This window comes from Pedococcus sp. P3_C7 (assembly GCF_056402615.1).
The window spans coordinates 168,287-183,915 of sequence record NZ_JBFUHC010000002.1; the positions used below are offsets into that span (position 1 = coordinate 168,287).

A 15,629-nucleotide genomic window follows, 5' to 3' on the forward strand; every position below is an offset into this window, starting at 1 on the left:
CGGACCTGTGTCTGGAAGGGGTGGACCCGAGCTGCGGGCTGGGGCGCATCGTGGGGTGACAGCCGCGCTTGCCGTACTTGCTTGGAGAACCAAGGATGCTTTAACATTCCAAGGATGACCCTTACCGAACGCGAGCGGGACATCGTCGACCTGCTGCGGGCTGAGCCCCTCCTGGACGCGGCAGCCATCGCGGAGCGGACGGGTTCGACGAAGGCAGCCGTCTCCGTGCACCTGTCCAACCTCACCCGCAAGGGAGCCATCCTCGGGCGGGGCTACGTGGTTCGCCCGGAGGCACACTCCGTGGTGGTGGTGGGCGGCGCCAACATGGACATCAAGGCCCACTCCAGCCACGCCATCGAGCTGCGCACCTCCAACCCCGGAGCGGCCATCAGCACCCCCGGGGGCGTGGGGCGCAACATCGCGGAGAACCTCGCCCGGCTGGGCAGCCCGACGCATCTCGTGGCCCCGGTCGGCCACGACGCCTTCGGCGACGAGATCGTCGCGGCCACCCGTGCCGCAGGCGTGGTCGTCGACCACATGATCGCCTCGGACGACCCCACCGGCAGCTACCTCGCCGTGCTCGACGCCTCTGGCGAGCTGGTGGTCGCGGTGTCGAACATGAGGGCCACCGACCGGTTGACCGTCCGTCAGCTGATGCGCTCGCGCGACCTGCTCAGCCATGCCGACCTGCTGGTGCTGGACGGCAACATCCCGGAGGCGCCCGCCGCCTGGCTGCTCGACTTCGCTGCGGCGGTGAAGGTCCCGGTGGTGATGGACCCCGTCAGCGTGGCCAAGGCCCGGCCGCTGCCGCACCTGCTGTCACCGCAGCGCCCCCTGTTGGCCCTCACGCCCAACCTCGACGAGCTGTCCGCCATCGTGGGGGAGGCCGTGCCGCAGACCCGCGCCGACATCACGCGTGCTGCACGACGGCTGCACGACGTCGGCGTCACCAACGTCTGGGTGCGCCGCGGCGTGCGCGGCAGCCTGCTCAGCAGCCTGGGTGACACCGGGCGCGCGACCGTCGTCACCCTTCCCGCGCCGCCCGTGAAGCCCGTGGACGTCACCGGCGCGGGCGACTCGATGACAGCGGCCTTCGTGCACGCCCTGATGCGGGGTGACGCGCCAGCGGACGCGGCCCGGTTCGGGCAGATGGCGGCCGCGCTCACCGTTGCCAGCCCCGAGACCGTCCGTCCCGACCTCACCGCCCGCCTCATCGACGCAGAGCTCAGAAAGGCGCTGCGCCGCAAGTCCAAGGAGAACCGATGAACGCCCCCCACCCCTCGCTCCAGCTCACCACCGAGGTGGCCGAGGCCCTCGCGAACGGCCGGCCGGTCGTCGCGCTCGAGAGCACGATCATCAGCCACGGCATGCCCTACCCCCGCAACGTGGAGATGGCCCTCGAGGTCGAGCAGATCATCCGCGACGGCGGAGCGGTGCCGGCGACGATCGCGGTCCTCGACGGCATACCGCGCATCGGCCTGACGCGCGACGAGCTCGAGACCCTCGCCACGCACCCCGATGTCGCCAAGGTGAGCATCCGCGACCTTCCCTATGTCGTGGCCCGCAAGGCCCACGGCGCCACCACGGTGGCCAGCACGATGCGGCTTGCCGCCCTCGCGGGCATCCGCGTCTTCGTGACAGGCGGCCTCGGGGGAGTGCACCGCGGAGCCGCGACGAGCTTCGACATCTCGGCCGACCTCACGGAGCTCGGCCAGACCGACGTCGCGGTGGTCAGCGCGGGCGTGAAGTCGATCCTCGACATCGGCCTGACCCTCGAGTCGCTCGAGACGCTGGGTGTGCCGGTCGTCGTCGTCGGCTCCGACGAGTTCCCCTCCTTCTACTCGCGCGAGAGCGGCCACCCTGCCCCGATGCGGGTCGACTCGGCGCAGGACCTCGCGGCGATGATGCAGGCCAAGTGGTCGCTGGGCCTCGCCGGAGGAATCGCCGTCACCAACCCGGTCCCCGCCGAGGACGAGATCCCGGCTGCCGAGATCGGTGTGCTCATCGACCAGGCGCTCGCGGAGTGCGACGAGCGCGGCATCCACGGCAAGGACATCACCCCGTTCCTCCTCGGCCGCATCGTCGAGCTGTCGGGTGGCGCCAGCCTGGAGACCAACATCGCGCTGGTGCGGAACAACGCCCGGCTGGGAGCCGCGCTCGCGGCGGCATACCAGCGCCTCGCCTGACCTGAACCACTCCTCCCACCTTTATCGGGTCTAGGGACAAACGCCGGCTTCACCCGCTAACCGTTCCCGGTGAAGCCGACCCAAGTCCCTAAACCCGATAAAGGCGGGACAAGCCGGAGGTATGCCGTGGGGCCGGCTCCACGGCGTGCGTCCACGGTGCGGGTCGGTCGTCGATGGGTGGGCCGGGGGCGGGTAGCCTCATCGGGTACTCATCCGGCACCACGATGGAGAAGTCTGTGGCCACGATTGACGCAGTAGGCGCCCGCGAGATCCTCGACTCCCGCGGCAACCCCACGGTCGAGGTCGAGGTGGCCCTCGACGACGGCACCCTCGCACGCGCGGCTGTTCCGTCGGGCGCCTCGACCGGCGCGTTCGAGGCCGTCGAGCGTCGTGACGGCGACAAGAACCGCTACCTGGGCAAGGGGGTCCAGAAGGCCGTCGATGCCGTCCTCGACGACATCAACCCCAAGCTCGTCGGCTACGAGGCCAGCGAGCAGCGGCTCATCGACGGCGTCATGCTCGGTCTCGACGGCACCGACAACAAGGGCAAGCTCGGCGCCAACGCCATTCTCGGGGTGTCGCTCGCCGTGGCCAAGGCCGCCGCCGAGTCCGCCGGGCTCCCGCTGTTCCGCTACCTCGGTGGCCCGAACGCGCACGTCCTGCCCGTCCCGATGATGAACATCCTCAACGGTGGCAGCCATGCCGACTCCAACGTCGACGTCCAGGAGTTCATGATCGCCCCGATCGGCGCCGAGTCGTTCCGTGAGGCGCTGCGCTGGGGTGCAGAGGTCTACCACTCGCTCAAGGGCGTGCTCAAGGAGCGCGGCCTGGCCACCGGCCTGGGCGACGAGGGTGGCTTCGCGCCCAACCTCGACTCCAACAGGGCCGCCCTCGACCTCATCCTCGAGGCGATCGAGAAGGCGGGCTACGAGGCGGGCACCCAGATCGCCCTCGCCCTCGACGTCGCGGCGAGCGAGTTCCACAACGAGGACGGCACCTACCAGTTCGAGGGCGTGGCCAAGTCCTCGGCCGAGATGGTCGACTACTACGCCGACCTCGTCGACTCCTACCCCCTGGTGTCCATCGAGGACCCGCTCGACGAGGACGACTGGGACGGCTGGAAGGCGATGACCGACCGGCTTGGTACCCGCGTCCAGCTCGTCGGCGACGACCTGTTCGTGACGAACCCGGTGCGCCTGCAGCGTGGCATCGAGTCCGGCACGGCCAACGCCCTGCTGGTCAAGGTCAACCAGATCGGCTCGCTCACCGAGACCCTCGACGCCGTCGACCTGGCCCACCGCAACGGCTACCGCTGCATGATGAGCCACCGCTCCGGCGAGACCGAGGACGTCACCATCGCCGACCTCGCGGTTGCCACCAACTGTGGCCAGATCAAGACCGGCGCGCCGGCACGGTCCGAGCGGGTCGCCAAGTACAACCAGCTGCTGCGCATCGAGGAGGAGCTCGACGACGCCGCTGTGTATGCCGGTGCCGGCGCCTTCCCGAGGTTCGTGGCCCAGGCCTGACGGCCGGCGGCCAGGCACACCAGGCACGACACCAGGCAAGACACCAGGGGAACTCAGGATGGCTGACTCGGGACACGGCACGAGCGGGCAGGGCAAGCCCGTCCGTCGGCCTGCCCCGGCGCGCGCCGGGTCGCCCCGGGCCGGCCGTCAGGGCGCGCCACGGTCCACCTCGGCGCGACCGGGGGCCGGACCGGGCCGGTCACGGGCCACCGCCTCGGGGGCCGCGCGCAAGGTCGCAGGGGCCCCGGTGTCTCCCGAGCGACGCAGCTCGCGGGGCGTCCTGCGAGTGGTCGTGCTCGCGTCGATCTTCGTCCTCCTCGCGGTGACCCTCGTCCCGACACTCCGCTCCTACCTTCGGCAGCAGGGCGAGATCGACGCTCTTCGCGGACAAGTCACCGAGCAGCGCCAGGGGGTCAGCGACCTGCAGAAGGAACAGGCCCGCTGGAACGACGACGAGTACGTCATGCAGCAGGCGCGGGAGCGGCTGAAGTTCGTCAAGGTCGGTGAGAAGTCCTACACCGTGATCGACGGCAAGCCCTCGACCAAGGCGCTGCCGGGGGTCGCGAAGGCCTCGGCGGCTTCGAACGACAACCCTTGGTACGGCCGGCTGTGGGAGTCCGTCCAGGTCGCCGACGCCGGCCCGGCCGCGAACGGCACCGCCGGGCCCGGAGCGTCGTCGGGCGCAGGCGCGAACGGCGCGACCAGCTCGACCAGCTCGGCCAAGTGAGCGACCAGCCGACCCGGGCTGACCTGGCTGCCGTGCAGGCCCAGCTCGGCAGGGTGCCGCGAGGCGTCGCGGCCGTCGCGCACCGCTGTCCCTGCGGCGCACCCGACGTCCTCAAGACCGAGCCGCGCCTGCCGGATGGCACCCCGTTCCCGACGACCTTCTACGCCACCTGCCCCAAGCTGACCGGAGCCATCTCGACCCTCGAGTCCGTCGGGGTCATGAAAGAGATGACCGACCGGCTCGCCGAGGACGCCGACCTGGCCGCCGCCTATGCCGCAGCCCACGACGACTACCTCGCGCGGCGCTCCGAGCTTGGACAGGTCGCCGAGATCGAGGGGATCTCGGCGGGCGGCATGCCGACCAGGGTCAAGTGCCTGCACGTCCTCATCGCGCACTCCCTCGCGGTCGGTGCGGGCGTGAACCCGCTCGGCGACGAAGCCCTCGCGATGCTCGACGACTGGTGGGCGTCCGGCTCGTGCGTGCCCGACGAGGAGCTTGCCGCGGTCCGCGCGGGGCTGCCTGCGGACGGGGCGTGAATGCGGTGACCCGGGTCGGGGCGATCGACTGCGGCACGAACTCGATCAGGCTGCTCGTCGCCGACGTCGACCCCGAGACCGGATCCCTCGTCGACGTCCTGCGCCGCATGGAGGTGGTCCGCCTCGGCTACGGCGTGGACCGCACTGGGCGCATCGACCCGGTCGCCATGGAGCGCACCTTGGCGATGGCCGGCGAGTATGCCGCTCAGTGCCGCGAGCTGGGCGCGGAGCGGGTCCGCTTCGTGGCCACGTCCGCGTCCCGGGATGCGTCCAACGCCGACGAGTTCGTGGCCGGTGTCCGAGAGTCCTTCTCCCACTATGGAATCGCGCCCGAGGTCATCTCCGGTGACGAGGAAGCAGCCCTGTCGTTCGGGGGATCGACGGGCGAGCTAAAGGCTCACGGCATACCCGGTCCCTATCTCGTGGTGGACCTCGGAGGCGGCTCCACCGAGTTCGTCCGCGGCGAGGACGCTGTCGAGGCCGCGCGCTCGGTCGACATCGGGTGCGTCCGGATGACCGAGCGGCACCTGCGGTCCGACCCACCCACCGGCGCCGAGATCGCCGCAGCCGTCAGCGACATCAACGCCGCGATCGACCTGGCAGCCGAGCGGGTCGAGTTCAGGGGGGTGAGCGCGCTGGTCGGTCTGGCCGGGACCGTCACCACCATCACGGCCCATGCCCTGGGACTCGAGACCTACGACCCCGAGCGGATCCACCTCAGCGAGCTGACGTCCACCGAGGTCCTCGCCGCCTGCGAGTCGCTCCTGCACATGACGCGCGCGGAGCGGGCGGCCCTGGGCTTCATGCACCCCGGACGCGTCGACGTCATCGGTGCCGGGGCGCTGATCTGGCACGAGGTGGTGCGCAGGTTGGCCGGCCTCGGCCTGGAGCGCGTCATCACCTCCGAGCACGACATCCTCGACGGGATCGCCCTCTCCGTCGCAGAGTGAACCTCGACTTGTTGCGTCCTCGTGGTCACGGGGCGGGGGTTTCGGGCCTCTTTTGACGACCTGCCGGCAACAAGTCGGAGAGGCCACTCCAGACCGTCGACACGACGATCTCGGTGGCGTCCTGCGCGGACACATCGGGGCGGCGGATGCGCCACACGGCCACCCGTTCGCAAGCGCCGATGATCACCTCGACGTAGCCCTCGAGCAGGTGGTCGGGGACGCCGGCCAGGGCGGGTGCGGCGCGGAAGGTAGCCATGGTCGCGGCCGACTGCTGCTCGCGGATGCTCTCGATGAGCGGGCTGGCCTGCGTGGCCACCACGCCCTCCTGCTGGATGAGGACGAAGGCCGTGGCGTGCTCGTCGATGAACGCGAAGAAGGCGGCGACTCCCGCCCGCAACACCACCTCGAGGGGCGCCTCGTCGCCGACCCCCAGCCAGGCCGCCTCGGTGGCCACCCGCAGCTGGGTCCTGGCGTTGGTGATGCACGCCGAGAGCAGGCCCTCCTTGGAGCCGAAGTACTCGTAGATCAGCGGCTTGGTGACGCCGACGCGCTCCGCGATGTCCTCCATGGTGGTTGCCTGGAAACCGCGCTCGGCGAAGACCTCCTCGGCGACCCGAAGGATCTGCTCCTCGCGCTGGGCGCGGGGCATCCGCACGCGCGGTGCCTGGGGGGCGGCCGAGGTCTTCATCACTCGCGAACTGTACCCCGGGAGGGCTCAAACTTACTGATGGTAAGTTGGCCGCATGGCGACCCCTCACCACCGAGTGGCCATCATAGGGACCGGCTTCTCCGGGCTCGGTATGGCGATCCGGCTGGCTCAGCGCGCCGACCACGACTACGTCGTCCTCGAGAAGGCGGACGACGTCGGCGGCACCTGGCGCGACAACCGCTATCCCGGGTGTGCCTGCGACGTCCCCTCGCGGCTCTACTCCTTCTCGTTCGCCCAGTTCCCTTCGTGGTCCAGGGACTTCGCGACCGCGCCGGAGATCTGGGGCTACCTGCGCGACGTCGCCGATCGGTATGCCGTCCGCGACCGGATCGAGTTCGGTGCCGACCTGCGGGCGGCCGAGTTCGACGAGGACGCGAGGCGGTGGACGCTCACCGCTGCCGACGGAAGGCAGTGGACGTGCGACGCGCTGGTCCTCGGGGTCGGCGCGCTGCACGAGCCCAAGCTGCCCGACATCGAGGGGCTCGACGCCTTCGAGGGCGAGGTCATGCACACGGCGCAGTGGCCGGCGCAGGCCGAGCTCGATGGCAAGCGGGTGGCTGTCGTCGGCACCGGTGCGAGCGCCGTGCAGCTGATCCCCGAGGTGGCGCCGCGCGCCGCACACACCACCGTCTTCCAGCGCACGGCCGCCTGGACGCTGACCAAGCACGACCAGGAGTGGAGCCCTCGACGCCAGCGGTTGTTCGCCCGCTGGCCCGCGGTGCAGCGACTGGTGCGCTGGCGCACCTACTGGGCGCTGGAGGCGCGGGCGCCGATGTTCGTGCGACTGCCGGGCCTGGCCAGGCTCGTCCAGCGCCTGGCGCTGCGCGAGCTCGCCCGCGCGGTGCCTGACGCGGTGACCCGGGCGCGGCTGACCCCCGACTACACGATCGGCTGCAAACGGATCCTGCTGTCCAACGACTACTGGCCGACCTTCGCCCGCGACGACGTCAGCCTCGTCACCGAGGCGATCACGCGCGTCGAGCCGCGGGCCGTGGTCACCTCCGACGGTCGTCACGAGGTGGATGTCCTCGTCCTGGGCACCGGCTTCGACGTGAGCGGCAGCACGGACCGCATCGACATCCGCGGGCTGGACGGTCGCACGCTCAGCGAGGCGTGGAGCGGGGGGATGCACACCCACCTCGGCATCACCGTCGCCGGTTTCCCCGAGCTCTACCTCCTGCTCGGGCCCAACACCGGGTTGGGCCACAACAGCGTCGTGACGATGATCGAGTTCGCGACCGGCTACGTCCTGAAGGCGATCGAGCAGGGGCGTCGTGGTGCGCGCGTCACGACCCAACAGGCGCAGGATGCCTTCACCCGCGAGATGCTGTCCCGGTCCCGGCACACGGTGTGGGCGACAGGGTGCCGCAGCTGGTACCTCGACCGGTTCGGCAACAACACCAGCCTGTGGCCGGGGACCACCGTCGGCTACTGGTGGCGCACCCGCTCCGTCGATGGTTCCCACTTCGCCCGAGTCGGCGACAGTCCCCCCACGCCGCCACGCCCCCAAGAGCCGCCCGCGGAACAGCAGTCCTCCGAACAGTCAAGGGATTCCGTTGATGCACAAGCGATCTGAGCGCCACACCTTCGCGCCGAAGGTCTCCATCGTCACGGGTGGGGCCTCGGGGATCGGCCGGGCCATCGCGGCCGAGTTGATCGCCAGGGGCAGTCACGTGGTGATCGCCGACGTCAACGGCGAGGCAGCCGCCCGCACCGCGACCGAGCTCGGCGCCCGGGCCAGTGCTGCCACGCTCGACGTCGTCGACGGGGCGGCCGTCAGGGCACTCGTGCAGCAGGTGGTCACGGACCACGGACGGCTCGACGTGATGGTCAACAACGCCGGAGTCGCCATCGGTGGGCTCCTCGAGGAGCTCGACGAACGGCACTGGACCAAGGCGCTGGACGTCAACCTGCGAGGCGTGATCAACGGGGTCACGGCGGCATACGAGGTCATGCGTGCGCAGGGGAGCGGACACATCCTCAACACCGCGTCACTGGCCGGGCTCATCCCGGCGCCGGCGATGCTGCCCTACACGACCACGAAGCACGCCGTCGTCGGCCTGTCGACGGCCCTGCGCGCGGAGGCCGCGAGCCAGGGCGTGCGGGTGAGCGTGCTGTGCCCCGGCTTCGTCGACACCCCGATGCTCGACGACCTCTACGAGGCGCCCGCCAGCTTTGGCGGCAGCAGCGTGCGCTCGCGGGTCCGCCTGCTCCAGCCCAGGTTCCTGACCGCCGAGGGCACGGCGACCCGAGCCGTCGACGGGCTTGCGGCCAACAAGGCGGTCATCCCCGTGGGGGCGATGGCCCACGTGACCTGGCGAGGACTGCGCTACGTGCCAGGGCTGACCCGGGCGCTCATCCAGGCACAGGCAGGCGGCGCCCGGAGGCTGGTCGAACGGTCCGCGGACAGGGCTGCGTCGCGCGCCTGACGTCAGCCTGCAGGAGCTCGGCGCGGCACGCGCACGCGGCGGGCCGCAGGGTGCGCGCGGCTGGCCGGTGCAGGTGCGTCAGTTGCCGTTCGAGAGACCGACGAGCAGCAGGACGCAGGCCCCGGCGGCGAGCACGAACAGCACCGCGATCCCAGCGACAACTCCCAGCACGATGAAGCGGGTCTTCTCCACCACCAGGCCCGCGATGAACGCCGCGAACAGCCCGAGGTCGAGCCCGAGCGTGGAGAACTGACCCACCTCCGGGGGCAGCGACAGGGCATCGCCGACGGCGCGCGGGACCGCCTGGAGCGCGCCTGCGACGAACAGCACGGGCAAGCAGAGCAGCACGCCCATCCAGAACTTGAAGACGTTGGACCGGCCGCGGCGCGGTGGCTTCCACGCCCCACCCGGAGGGTGGGCGGGCGGCAGGCCCGGCGGCAGGCCCGCGGGCTGGCCGCCGGGACCACCCCCACGCGGCCGGCCGTACGGGTTGGCCGGATGTTGCTGTCCGTACGGGTTCTCTGGTGGTTGCTCTGACATGACCGGTCCCTCTCACACGATCCACAGGTAGATGCCGGTGCAGGCGGCTATAGCCAGCAAGACCAGGTAGGCCAGGACGAGGCGGGTGTCGCCGAGCTTGCACTTGGAGCGCAGCAGCCCGTCGCGCCGGGCGCGGGCATAGCCGACGATGGCCAGCACCGCGAAGCCGAGCAGCGCCACCGGTCCCAGCACCCAGCCGAGCAGCGCGACCGTCGCGAAGACGCACAGCCGCAACGGGTCGTACGGCGGCGCGGGCTCGGCGGCCGACTGGTCGGCGTGGGGTGGCGAGACCTGGCGCGGGTCAGGTCCGCTGGTCATGACCTGGCCCCCTGAGCCATCGGCAGCCCCGCCGCCGTCGAGATCCGTTGCTGCGACAGGGGACGCCACGCCTGGACGGCGCAGAAAGGCGCGCACTGGTGCCCGCCCTCGTCACTCACCGTCGCGACGTGGACGCAGCACTGGGTGAGCCGCTCCTCGATCATCGTGTTCATGTCCATGAACGGCTTCACCGTGATGCGGAGAACGCGTTCGCCGAGCAGCGCCCGGAGCTTCTCGCGCTGGCCCGGGAGCCGTCCCGCGGCCAGCGTCGCGAGGGTGCCGATCCCGAGGTCACAGCCGCTGCAGACGTCGCGCCAGATGTCAGCCATCGACGGGTGGGACAGCGATGACTGCTCCGAGAGCAGGTCGAGCAGGGACTGCTTCACCGCCGTCCGCAAGGAGACCGGCAGCGCGTCGTCGGCGATCCGGTTGGCGAGCACGTCGGGCTCGAGGTCGAGCCACTGCTTGAGGCGTTCGTGACCGACGAGGGAGACGAGCGAGCGCCACGTGCCCGAGTCGTCGCGCAACAGGTAGCCCACCGAGCAGCAGTGCGGGTGCGAACAGGGCAGCGCGGTCAGGTCGCGCCAGGTCACCACGCCCGCGGTCTGTCCTTCCAGCCGGGCCAGCACCCCGGTGTGCGTGAGCCGGTCGTGCGCGTCGATTCCGGCGCTGCGCCCGGAGCCGAAGACCGGCTGGATCGTCACCCCGCCGACGTACGGCGTGTCGAGGGCACGCTTGACCACGAACCCGATCTCGTCGTCGTTCACCCCCAGCGCCGCGGTCATCGTCAGGGTGGTGAAGACGCCAGCGCCGGAGAGGCGGTCGATCGCCTGTTCCTTGAACCGGCGCAGGTCCGCGCCCCGGTGGTGGGTGGACGCCTGGGCCGACTCGCCGTCGTACTGCAGGTAGACCTCGACCCGCTCGCGGTGGCGCCGCAGCAGGTCGAGCATGGCGTCGTCCCTGGCGATGGTCAGGCCGTTGGTGTTGACCAGCACTCGCACGATCGGCCGGGCCGCGACGGCGTCGAGCAGCTCGGCCAGCCAGGGGTACAGCGTCGGTTCGCCCCCGCTGAGCATGAGGACGTCGATGCGACCGTTCTCGCGGGAGAGGCGCGCATCGATCGAGGCCAGCACCTGGGCCAGCGGCACCACCGAGGCCAGAGCCGGCGCCGACGCGGCGAAGCAGGTCGGGCACTTGAGGTTGCAGTGGTCGAGCAGGTCCTCGAGCAGGATGCAGGTGTGTTGGGTCTGCATCTCCGGCAAACCGTCGGCATAGGCCGCAGGCACCGGCGCGAAGTTGCCCAAGACATCCGGCGTGTGCACCTTGGTCGGCGCGGTCCACTGCTCGAGGTAGGTCAGGATCTCCGGTGACTCGTCGTACAGAGTGCGCACCAGGCCGTGCGAGGCGCAGCCGCGTTCCAGCCAGATCCGACCGTCCCGTTCCACGAGCCACCCCGACAGCCGGACCACCTCGGCCAGGGGACGGTCTGGTCGCTCCTCGTGGCACAGCGGGCAGAAGGCGTTGACGTAACGGTGGATGCGGTCGCCACGCAACGGCATACCGGGACCGGTGCGGGTGCTCACGCGACCACTGTCTCGTGCCGCAGGCCCCGGAAGGCGCCACGACGCGCCTGCACCACGATGCGGGCGAGCACCAAGGGCACCGTCACCGCCAGGAACAGCTGGGGCCGGGTCAGCCCGAGCCAGACGACCTCGTTGCCCCGGACGTACTCGAGCAGGAAGCGGGCGATGCCATAGGCGGCGAGGTACCAGACCAGCAGCTCGCCGCTCGGCACCGGCCGGTGGCGCAGCCACCACCAGATCGCTGCGAACGCGGCGGCGTGGAAGACGATCTCGTAGACGAAGGACGGGTGCAGGGGTATGCCGGCCGGCCCGCCCGTGCGCGCCGCCGCGGCCTGGTCGAGGGTGATCCCCCAGGACGTGCCGGTCGGAGTCCCGGGCAGCTCTGTGAGCAGGCAGCCGACCCGCCCCACGGCCATCCCCAGGGCCACGGCGGGGGCGAACAGGTCACCGGTGCGCGGCTGGTAGCCGCACAGGCGCTTGGCGACGTGGACGCCGGCCCAGGCGCCGACCAAGCCGCCCAGGATGCTGCGGTTGCCGTAGGCCCACTGCTCGGCCAGCGAGGCGTTCTCTCGCAGGTCGACGTGCTGCAGCCAGGTGCCGAGGCGCATGAAGACGGCACCGCCGACCAGCCCGCCGGTGACCACCACGAGAAGCCGCTCGTCCGTCGCGCCACGCCGTCGCGCCTCGAGCGCGAAGATGCCCATGGCCGTGAGCACCCCGAGCGCGACGAAGACAGCGTGCGTGTCGACGTCGAGCTCGAACCCGAGCAGGTCCCCGAGTGTCGGAAACACGGCCGCCCCCTTCTGGTCGGGGCCCCAGCGTGGCACGGATGAACCATGGAACGACGGCGGCGCGCGCGCGGCATACTTGGCCCGCCCCCGTGGCCCAACTGGCAGAGGCAGGCGACTTAAAATCGCCACAGGTGCGGGTTCGATCCCCGTCGGGGGCACCGTCGGCGGCTCGCGCCCGTCAGCCCAGACCCGTCAGACGAGACCCGTCAGTCCAGGGAGCACGGGATCTTGGTGGCCTGCGCTGCGGCCTTGTCAAAGGCGGCGAGCTGCTTCTCGCCGGTCTTCCAGTTCTTGCGCCACGCGGCTGTCGCCTGGGCAGGAGTGATGTGACCCATGCGCAGCATCTCCATGTCGTGCACGTGGTGTTCCCACGTGGACACGGCGGAGCGCGCCTTGGCGAGTGCCTTACTGCGGGCTGTGATGGCACTGCCGCAGCTCTTGATCGCGACGACCTCCCCGTAGGGCGCGGCGTTGGCAACGGTCGGATCGAGCGCGGGACAGACGGCCGCGTTCGCTGCGAGCTCCTTGTCGGCTTGGCGGAAGGCCTTGGCGTTCTGGGTCGCCTTGACGCGGGTCTCGTCCCAGAAGGTCGTCGCCACCGAGAGGGAGATCTTGCCGGCGACCAGCAGGTTCATGGCGTCGATGTGCTTGTCGAACTGGGCCAGGGACACCTCTGCCGCGCTCAGCGGAGCCTGTTGGCGCAGGTTGGCCAGCCGGCACGTCTCAGCGGCCGCCGCCAGCCCCACCGCTGCGGTCGGTACGGCCGCCGGCGTCTGGCTGGGCGTGGCAGCCGACGGGCTGGAGGTGGCGGGGGTGGTGGCCCCGAGGGGCGCGGCATACCCCGTGGTGGGAGCCGGGGGGCGAGGGCTGGCTCCGTCGTCGCCGCCGAAGACCTGGCGCATCGCGACCAAGGGCAGGACCAGCGCGAGAACGCAGGCGAGGACCAGGAGGATGACTCGGCCCGGGGTGTACGGTGCCGGCTCGTCGTCGAAGGACATGGCTCTCACCTGCTCTCAAAGGGGGACGATCCAGTATTTGCACTCTCCCGGCCACACCACGTCCCTCAGAAGGATCAGGGCACGTCACCCAAATGGTGGACAGGTCACCCAAATGGCGAAAATGGGACCACGGCGCTGGCCTCGACCCTGTGGATGGGAACTTCCAGGGTGTCCCCGCACGTACTCTGGGGTGAGCGGCCGACCGCAGGACCGCCCTACGCCTCCAAGGAGACACGCATGGCCAGCAACCCGGTGTTCGACCGGATCGAGAAGGAATCCCGTCAGGGCTACGCCGGGTTCGGCCGCGGTGGAGCACCCGCCCAGCAGGCTCCGGCCGGCATGGCCGCGACGGACGGCATGACCAGCCAGCAGCTGCAGGACCTCTACAACCAGCCCGCCGCCGGCCCGGTCCAGACCAAGCGCCTCACCATCGACGACGTCGTCATGAAGACGACCGGCCTGTTCGCGATCGTGCTCGTCATGGCTGTCGTCGGCTGGCAGCTGACCCCCCGCTACGGCATCGGCCTCATGCTGGGCGGCATCGCCGTGACGCTCGTCCTCGGTCTGGTCATCGCGTTCAAGAAGACGATCAGCGTGCCGCTCATCGTCACCTACGCCGTGGTCGAGGGCCTGTTCGTCGGTGCGATCAGCAACTACTACAGCCTGGCCTTCGACCCGCCCGAGCAGACCGACATCTTCCGCGGAATCGTGGCCCAGGCGGTCATCGCGACCCTGTCCGTCTTCGCCGGCACCCTGCTGGCCTACAAGACGGGGCTCATCAAGGTCACCGCGAAGTTCCGCCGCATCGTCACCATGGCCGTGATCGGCTACGCGATCTTCTCGCTGATCAACCTCGCCTACGCCTGGATCGGCAACCACGCCTTCGGGATCGGTGGCACCGGCGCGTTGGGCATCGGCATCTCGCTGTTCGCCATCGGGCTGGCCGCGGCGATGCTCGCGGTCGACTTCGACTCGATCGACCGGGCCATTGCCGCTGGAGCTCCCGAGAAGTACTCGTGGCTGCTGGCGCACGGCCTCATCGTGACGATCGTGTGGCTCTACCTCGAGATCCTGCGCCTGCTCGGGCGTCTGCGCAGCAACTAGCGTGGCCCCGAAATCACCTGTCCCGCAGGAGGTTTCGGCGCAACTTCAACGCGTGGTCCGGCGGTGGCAGCAGCTGCCGCTGGACCGCGCGTTGTCGGGTATGCCGCGGGTGCGGGTGCTGCTCGCCGACCTCGCCGGCGCCGCTGGCCCGGTTCCGGACCTCGGACCAGCGGTGGTCATGGACCAGCTGACCGTCCTGGTCTACGACGCGTGCGAGGCGGGCGGGGCGGCGGCGCCCCCTCTGGCCCAGCGCCTCGGTGAGCTGCTCCGCGAACTCGCCTGACCCGGCACGCCTGGTTGCCTTGGGGCTTCGGCTGTGGACAACTGGTGCCGTAACGGCGCCGTATCTGCTGCCGTATCTGGTTGCGCTGCAACGGGTTTCGTGATCGGTGGAGTGTCAGACCTGGTTGTTAGGTTGGGTTCATGGGTGGGGGGATGTCGTTCGAGGAGCGGCGCGCGGCGGTGGAGCTGGCGTGCCGTGCCCTGATCGGTGTCGAGGGTGAGCTGTGGGCGGCGGGCGGGGCCGAGCTGGGTGGGTTCGCGTCGCTGGTCGACCCGCTGGGGGTGCGGGCCGACGCGGCCCGGGTGGAGGTGCTGGCCGAGGCGGTCGACCGGGGTGAGGCGGGGTCGGGCCGGGCCGGGGCGCACGCCTGGCTTCTGGAGCGGTCGCCGTCGCTGCGGGCGGGTGGGTCGGCGCGGGTGGTGCGGGTGGCCGAGGCCGCGCACGACGACCGGTATGCCGGGTTGACCGCCGCGGTGCGTGAGGCGCGGGTGCCGTTGGTGACGGCGGTGGTGGTGGTGGAGGAGTTCGAGCGGCTCGCGCCGCGGCTGGCGGTCGGGGCGGACGGGCCGGTCCTGGCCGGGCTGGTCGAGGTGGCGTCGTGGGGGCGTCCCAAGGATGTGCGCGGGCTGCGGGAGCGCCTGGTGGCGGAGTACGGGGCCGAGGGTGAGTTCCAGGGTGAGCAGGACCGGGCGCATGAGCAGCGGTCGTTGTCGCAGCCGTCCGCGCACGGCACCGGGGTGTTCGAGTACTCGATGGTGGTCGACGCCGAGGCGAAGGCAGTCATCGAGGCCGCCGTGCAGGGGTTGTCGGCGCCCCGGCCGGCGCAGGGTGAGCCGGACCGGCGGCCGTCGGGGCAGCGGCGGATGGACGCCCTGTTGGAGGTGCTGCGCCGCGGGGTCGCCTCGGCCGGTGGGGTGGCCACCACCCCGAAGGCGGAGCTGTTCGTGAC

The 15,629-nt window shown here is 70.8% G+C and carries 17 protein-coding genes and 1 tRNA gene; 12 read left to right on the plus strand and 6 right to left on the minus strand.

From position 1 onward, the window contains the following. Window positions 1-114: 114 nt before the first annotated feature. The 6 genes from AC1DS4_RS03950 (at window position 115) to AC1DS4_RS03975 (ending at window position 5,925) form a co-directional block, all read left to right on the plus strand. Window positions 115-1,266, plus strand: a complete 1,152-nt coding sequence (locus AC1DS4_RS03950; RefSeq protein ID WP_477633068.1) for a PfkB family carbohydrate kinase — start codon at window positions 115-117, stop codon at window positions 1,264-1,266. Further along, window positions 1,263-2,186, plus strand: a complete 924-nt coding sequence (locus AC1DS4_RS03955) for a pseudouridine-5'-phosphate glycosidase (protein WP_477633069.1) — start codon at window positions 1,263-1,265, stop codon at window positions 2,184-2,186. Before AC1DS4_RS03950 ends, AC1DS4_RS03955 begins: the two co-directional genes overlap by 4 nt. A 236-nt stretch (window positions 2,187-2,422) precedes the next feature. After that, window positions 2,423-3,712, plus strand: a complete 1,290-nt coding sequence (gene eno, locus AC1DS4_RS03960) for a phosphopyruvate hydratase (protein ID WP_477633070.1) — start codon at window positions 2,423-2,425, stop codon at window positions 3,710-3,712. Between the two features lie 58 nt (window positions 3,713-3,770). After that, the gene (locus tag AC1DS4_RS03965) at window positions 3,771-4,439 is read left to right on the plus strand and encodes an FtsB family cell division protein (protein ID WP_477633071.1); all 669 of its coding nucleotides are present in this window, start codon (window positions 3,771-3,773) and stop codon (window positions 4,437-4,439) included. Beyond that, window positions 4,436-4,975: a DUF501 domain-containing protein gene (locus AC1DS4_RS03970; protein ID WP_477633072.1), complete on the plus strand. Its 540-nt coding sequence runs from the start codon at window positions 4,436-4,438 to the stop codon at window positions 4,973-4,975. Before AC1DS4_RS03965 ends, AC1DS4_RS03970 begins: the two co-directional genes overlap by 4 nt. A 5-nt stretch (window positions 4,976-4,980) precedes the next feature. Further along, window positions 4,981-5,925, plus strand: coding sequence for a Ppx/GppA phosphatase family protein (locus AC1DS4_RS03975; RefSeq protein WP_477633115.1), 945 nt, complete (start codon window positions 4,981-4,983; stop codon window positions 5,923-5,925). 25 nt (window positions 5,926-5,950) lie between these two features. Here the strand turns inward: AC1DS4_RS03975 and AC1DS4_RS03980 are convergent, their stop codons facing one another. Next, a complete protein-coding gene (locus tag AC1DS4_RS03980) occupies window positions 5,951-6,613 on the minus strand; it encodes a TetR/AcrR family transcriptional regulator (RefSeq protein ID WP_477633116.1) in 663 nt (220 codons plus the stop codon). 55 nt (window positions 6,614-6,668) lie between these two features. Between AC1DS4_RS03980 and AC1DS4_RS03985 the strand changes: the two genes are divergently transcribed. Together AC1DS4_RS03985 and AC1DS4_RS03990 are read left to right on the plus strand one after the other, a co-directional pair. Continuing rightward, complete coding sequence (locus AC1DS4_RS03985; protein WP_477633073.1) at window positions 6,669-8,210, plus strand: flavin-containing monooxygenase; 1,542 nt, start codon at window positions 6,669-6,671, stop codon at window positions 8,208-8,210. Beyond that, window positions 8,194-9,063: an SDR family NAD(P)-dependent oxidoreductase gene (locus AC1DS4_RS03990; RefSeq protein ID WP_477633074.1), complete on the plus strand. Its 870-nt coding sequence runs from the start codon at window positions 8,194-8,196 to the stop codon at window positions 9,061-9,063. The genes AC1DS4_RS03985 and AC1DS4_RS03990 overlap by 17 nt, the downstream gene beginning before the upstream one ends. A gap of 78 nt (window positions 9,064-9,141) precedes the next feature. Here the strand turns inward: AC1DS4_RS03990 and AC1DS4_RS03995 are convergent, their stop codons facing one another. From AC1DS4_RS03995 to AC1DS4_RS04010, 4 genes are read right to left on the minus strand one after another with little or no spacing between them, the layout of a single operon-like run. Then, window positions 9,142-9,603 carry a hypothetical protein gene (locus AC1DS4_RS03995; RefSeq protein WP_477633075.1) on the minus strand — a complete coding sequence of 154 codons (462 nt, stop codon included), beginning with the start codon at window positions 9,601-9,603 and terminating at the stop codon, window positions 9,142-9,144. Window positions 9,604-9,615: 12 nt separating this feature from the next. Next, on the minus strand, window positions 9,616-9,921 hold the full coding sequence (locus AC1DS4_RS04000; protein WP_477633076.1) for a hypothetical protein: 306 nt from the start codon (window positions 9,919-9,921) through the stop codon (window positions 9,616-9,618). Next, the gene (locus tag AC1DS4_RS04005; protein ID WP_477633077.1) at window positions 9,918-11,504 is read right to left on the minus strand and encodes a radical SAM protein; all 1,587 of its coding nucleotides are present in this window, start codon (window positions 11,502-11,504) and stop codon (window positions 9,918-9,920) included. Before AC1DS4_RS04005 ends, AC1DS4_RS04000 begins: the two co-directional genes overlap by 4 nt. Further along, on the minus strand, window positions 11,501-12,295 hold the full coding sequence (locus AC1DS4_RS04010; protein ID WP_477633078.1) for a prolipoprotein diacylglyceryl transferase: 795 nt from the start codon (window positions 12,293-12,295) through the stop codon (window positions 11,501-11,503). The genes AC1DS4_RS04005 and AC1DS4_RS04010 overlap by 4 nt, the downstream gene beginning before the upstream one ends. Before the next feature lie 83 nt (window positions 12,296-12,378). Here AC1DS4_RS04010 and AC1DS4_RS04015 point away from each other — a divergent pair. After that, a tRNA-Leu gene (locus AC1DS4_RS04015) sits at window positions 12,379-12,453 on the plus strand. A gap of 48 nt (window positions 12,454-12,501) precedes the next feature. Here the strand turns inward: AC1DS4_RS04015 and AC1DS4_RS04020 are convergent. Beyond that, window positions 12,502-13,293 (minus strand): hypothetical protein, encoded by a 792-nt coding sequence (locus AC1DS4_RS04020; RefSeq protein ID WP_477633079.1) that lies wholly within the window; start codon window positions 13,291-13,293, stop codon window positions 12,502-12,504. Window positions 13,294-13,530: 237 nt separating this feature from the next. Here AC1DS4_RS04020 and AC1DS4_RS04025 point away from each other — a divergent pair, with 237 nt between their 5' ends. From AC1DS4_RS04025 to AC1DS4_RS04035, 3 genes are all read left to right on the plus strand, one after another. Then, window positions 13,531-14,397, plus strand: a complete 867-nt coding sequence (locus AC1DS4_RS04025; protein WP_477614719.1) for a Bax inhibitor-1/YccA family protein — start codon at window positions 13,531-13,533, stop codon at window positions 14,395-14,397. Window positions 14,398-14,449: 52 nt separating this feature from the next. After that, complete coding sequence (locus AC1DS4_RS04030; protein ID WP_477614720.1) at window positions 14,450-14,680, plus strand: hypothetical protein; 231 nt, start codon at window positions 14,450-14,452, stop codon at window positions 14,678-14,680. 140 nt (window positions 14,681-14,820) lie between these two features. Next, on the plus strand, window positions 14,821-15,629 hold an 809-nt coding region (locus AC1DS4_RS04035; RefSeq protein ID WP_477645993.1), incomplete at its 3' end, for a DUF222 domain-containing protein.